This window comes from Longimicrobium sp. (assembly GCF_036554565.1).
Lineage (GTDB): Bacteria > Gemmatimonadota > Gemmatimonadetes > Longimicrobiales > Longimicrobiaceae > Longimicrobium.
On the sequence record NZ_DATBNB010000755.1, the window covers coordinates 1 to 4,235 of the forward strand.

The 4,235-nt window shown below is 74.2% G+C and carries 4 protein-coding genes; all 4 read left to right on the forward strand.

Annotated elements, in window-relative coordinates; translation table 11 throughout:
* Positions 1-897 (forward strand): glycosyltransferase (locus tag VIB55_RS21280; protein WP_331878683.1); only part of this gene is annotated, 897 nt, incomplete at its 5' end.
* 5 nt (positions 898-902) lie between these two features.
* Complete coding sequence (locus tag VIB55_RS21285; RefSeq protein ID WP_331878684.1) at positions 903-2,069, forward strand: glycosyltransferase; 1,167 nt, start codon at positions 903-905, stop codon at positions 2,067-2,069.
* The gene (gene wecB, locus VIB55_RS21290; RefSeq protein ID WP_331878685.1) at positions 2,069-3,196 is read left to right on the forward strand and encodes a non-hydrolyzing UDP-N-acetylglucosamine 2-epimerase; all 1,128 of its coding nucleotides are present in this window, start codon (positions 2,069-2,071) and stop codon (positions 3,194-3,196) included. Before VIB55_RS21285 ends, wecB begins: the two co-directional genes overlap by 1 nt.
* Entirely contained in the window at positions 3,193-4,056 is an 864-nt protein-coding gene (locus tag VIB55_RS21295) for a glycosyltransferase family 2 protein (RefSeq protein ID WP_331878686.1), read from the forward strand. Before wecB ends, VIB55_RS21295 begins: the two co-directional genes overlap by 4 nt.
* The last annotated feature ends 179 nt before the right edge of the window (positions 4,057-4,235 follow it).

Here is a 4,235-nt window from a genome sequence, read left to right on the forward strand (position 1 = left end):
GTGCTGTACCTCCAGGAGCCCTTCCGGAACTTCTACGAGGCCAGGCCGGTGCTGCCCTGGGTGGGCGACGTATCGGCCGGCGGCGGGGTGGTGCGCCGCGCCGCGCGAACCGCCGCCGATGCGGCGCGCCTGCTGGCGGACCGTGCCCAGGCCCGCGAGGAGCTGCGCAACGCGGCCGCGGCGGGCACCATCCTGGTCAACTCGTTCTACAGCCGCGAAAGCGTGCTGCGCGCGTACGGCCGGGATTGCCGGGTCTGCTACCTGGGCGTCGACACGCGGCTCTTCCATCCCACCGGCGCGCCCCGCGAGCGCTTCGTCGTGGGGCTGGGCGCGGTGGACCCGGCCAAGGGGGTGGACCTGGCCGTGGCGGCGGTGGCCCTGCTTCCCGAGCCCCGGCCCCCGCTGGTGTGGGTGGGCGACCGGGGCGACGCGGCCTACGCCCGCGCCATGGAAGAGATGGCGCGGGCTGCCGGCGTGCGGCTGGACGTGCGGGTGCGGCTTGGCGACGCGGAGCTGGTGGACCTGCTCAACCGCGCCGCCGCGATGGTCTACGCCCCGCGGCTGGAGCCGTTCGGGCTGGCGCCGCTGGAGGCGGCGGCGTGCGGCACTCCCGTCGTGGCGGTGGCCGAAGGGGGCGTGCGGGAAACGGTGCGCGAGGGGATCAACGGGTTCCTGGTGCAGCGCAGCCCCGAAGACGTGGCGGCGGCGCTCCGCAGGATCCTGGACGACCCGGCGCTGGCCCGCGGCCTGGGCGAGGCGGGCGCGCGCAACGCGCACGACGAATGGAGCGTGGAGCGGGCGGTCGACCGCCTGGAAGCCGAATTAGAGCGGGGCCGCCGGGTGCCGCCGCCGCACGGAGCGCAACCGGACCGGAACGTGCCAGGGGACGCGGGGTGACGCGGGTGAAGATCGCGATCGTATCGACCATGCAGGGCCCGCCCTGGGCGGGAAGCGAGGAGCTGTGGGCCCGCATGGCCGCGGCCGCGCTGGGCGACGGGCACCAGGTGATGGCGTTCGTGCACCGTTCCCGCGAGCTGGCGCCGCAGCTGCGCGAGCTGCGGGAGAGCGGCGCGGCGCTCTACCGCCGGGGCCGAAGCTACCGCCTGGGGCTGGAGCGGCTGGGCAGCTCCTTCGTCCGCCGCCCGGTACGGCTTCCCATGGTCGCCCCGGCCTCCCCCTTCGCCCCCCTCTTCCGCTTCGGGCCCGACGTGGTGGTGCTCAGCGAGGGGACGCTGTTCGCCTTTCTGCACGTGGGCGACCTGGCGGAGTGGCTGCGGCGGACGGATACGCCGTACGTCACCGTCTGCCAGTACCTGTCGGACGCGCACCGGGCCACCGAGGAGTACCGTGCCCGGGCGGCGGCGTTCTACCGCGGCGCGCGGACGGTGGGGTTCGTGGCCCGCGGCAACCTGGAAAGCGCCGAACGCCAGCTGGCCGCGGCGCTGCCCAACGCGGTGGTGCTGCGCAACCCCGTGAACCTGGCCGACCGCACTCCCGTTCCCCCGCCGCCCCCCGGCCCCGTGCGGATGGCCAGCGTGGGCCGGCTGGTGGTGGGCGACAAGGGACAGGACGTGCTCCTGCATGCGCTTTCGGCGCCGGCGTGGCGGGCGCGCGACTGGCGGCTGAACCTGTACGGCACGGGGGGCGACGAGGGGTACCTGCGGGCGCTCGCCCGGCACTACTCGGTGGCGGAACGGGTGGAGTTCCACGGGCACGTGCAGGACGTCCGCTCCATCTGGGCCCGGAACGAGCTGCTGGTGATGCCCTCGAGGGCCGAAGGCACCCCCCTGGTGCTGCTGGAGGCCATGCTCTGCGGCCGCCCATCGGTGTGCACCGACGTGGGCGGCATGGCCGAGTGGGTGCACGAGGGCCGCACGGGGTTCCTGGCCGAGGCGCCCACGCCCCGCTCGTTCGGCGCGGCGCTGGAGCGGGCCTGGGCGGCGCGCCGCGAATGGCCGTCCATGGGCCGGCAGGCGCACGAGGACGCGGGGCGGGGCATCGAGCCGCACCCCGAGCGCACGCTGCTGGACCTGGTGGCCCGGGCCGCCGCGTCCAGGGGGAGAAGCTGATGCGGGTGCTCGTCGTGGCCGGGGCGCGCCCCAACTTCATGAAGGTGGCCCCGATCGTGGCCGAGCTGGGGCGCAGGGGGATCGAAGCGCCGCTGGTGCACACCGGGCAGCACTACGACGCCCGCATGTCGGACACCTTCTTCCGCGATCTCGACATCCCGGCGCCCGACTTTCACCTGGGCGTGGGCTCCGGCAGCCACGCGGTGCAGACCGCGGGGGTCATGACCGCCTTCGAGCCGGTGCTGCGGGAGGTGCGTCCCGACTGGGTGGTGGTGGTGGGCGACGTGAACTCCACCCTGGCGTGCGCCCTGGTCACCGCCAAGCTGAAGCCGGAGCTGGGGTGCCGGGTGGCCCACGTCGAGGCGGGGCTGCGCAGCGGCGACTGGGCGATGCCCGAAGAGGTGAACCGCGTCCTCACCGACCGGCTTTCGGACCTGCTGCTTACCCCCAGCCGCGACGCTCACGCCAATCTGCGGGCGGAAGGGATCGCGGACGCGCAGGTGGTGTTCGCCGGCAACGTGATGATCGACACGCTCTTCGCCCAGCTCCCCGCGGCGCGCGCCCTGGGGCTGCTCGACGAGCTGGCGCTCCCGCGCGGCGGATACGCGGTGGTCACGCTGCACCGCCCGTCGATGGTGGATGACGCGCGCGCGCTCGCCGAGACACTGGGGGCGCTGGCCGAGGCAGCACGCGAGATGCCGGTGGTGTTTCCGATGCATCCGCGCACGCGCCAGAACGTGGAAGCCTTTGGGCTGGCCCCAATGCTGCACGGCGTGCGGGTGGTGGAGCCGCTCGGCTACCGCGCGATGCTGGCGCTGACCGATGGAAGCGCGGTGGTGCTTACCGACTCCGGCGGGCTGCAGGAGGAAACCACGAGCCTCGGTGTACCCTGCGTGACGCTGCGGGAGCAGACCGAGCGCCCCGTGACGGTCACCCAGGGCACCAACCGCCTGGCGCCCTGGCCGCTGACGCGCGACGGCATCCTTTCCTCCTTTCGCGAGGCCGCGGCCGAGGGGCGGCGCGAGCCGGGCGCGCGCGCCCCGGAAGGCTGGGACGGGCGGGCGGCCGAGCGCGTGGTCGCGGCGCTCCGCGAGCGGTGCGCCCCCCCGCGCGAGGCGGTGCGGTGAGGGAGCTCGCCAAGCTCGTGCAGGTGGGGTTTCCCACCCACAACCGGTGGGACGAGGTGCGCAACACGCTGGAGCGGCTGGCCGATGCCGGGCTCGGCGACCTGCGCGTGCTGATCGTGGACGACGGCTCCGACCAGCCGTGCCCCTTCGAGCCGGCGTCCATCTGCCCGCGGGCGGAGCTGCGGCGGCACGGCGAGGCGCGGGGGATGGTGGTGCGGCGCAACGAGATCGCCCGCGCGATGGATGCCCGCTACTACCTGGGGCTCGACGACGACTCGTTTCCCGTGTCGGGGTCGCTGGAAGACGCGGTGCACTTCGCCGAGGGGCGCGACGACCTCCTGTCGCTGGCGTTCCCCATCTTCAACCCGCGGCTGGGCACCCCGCAGGTGCCGTCGGTGGCCGCCGGGCCCTACGACGTGCGCGCCTTCATCGGGTGCGGGCACCTGATGCGGCGCGACCGCTTCCTGGGGCTGGGCGGCTTTTCGCCGGTGTTCGCCTACTTCTTCGAGGAATGGGAGCTGGCGGCGCGCGGGTTCGTGCAGGGGCTGCGCTGCGTGCACTACCCGGGGCTGCAGGTTCACCACCGCGCCTCGAACGCGTGGCGCGACTGGAACCGGATGGACTTCTACGGCGCCCGCAACGCCGTGTTGTGGAACGACTGGTACGTTCCCCCCGGGCGGCGGGGCGTCAAGCAGACGCGTGCCCTGGCGGCGCGGCTGATGCTGGCGGCGCGCACCGGGCGCACGGCTTCGCTGCGCGGGTTCGCGGCGGGAATGCGCGAGCGGGCCGCCCACCGGGCGCACCGAAGGCCCATGACGGCGGAGCAGTACACGGAGTGGGTGGGCATGCCGTTCAGCTGACCGGCGGCCCCGCGGTACAAATTCAATCGAGGTCCCCTGATGGTGCGTCCCTCCTTTCTGGCGGCGGTCTGTGTCGCGGGCCTTGCGGCGGTCGGCTGCGACGGCGGCACGCTGGCGCAGCCAGGACCCCCGACGATCAGGGTGAACTTCGCCGACGCCGGGAGCCAGGTGCGCTCCAT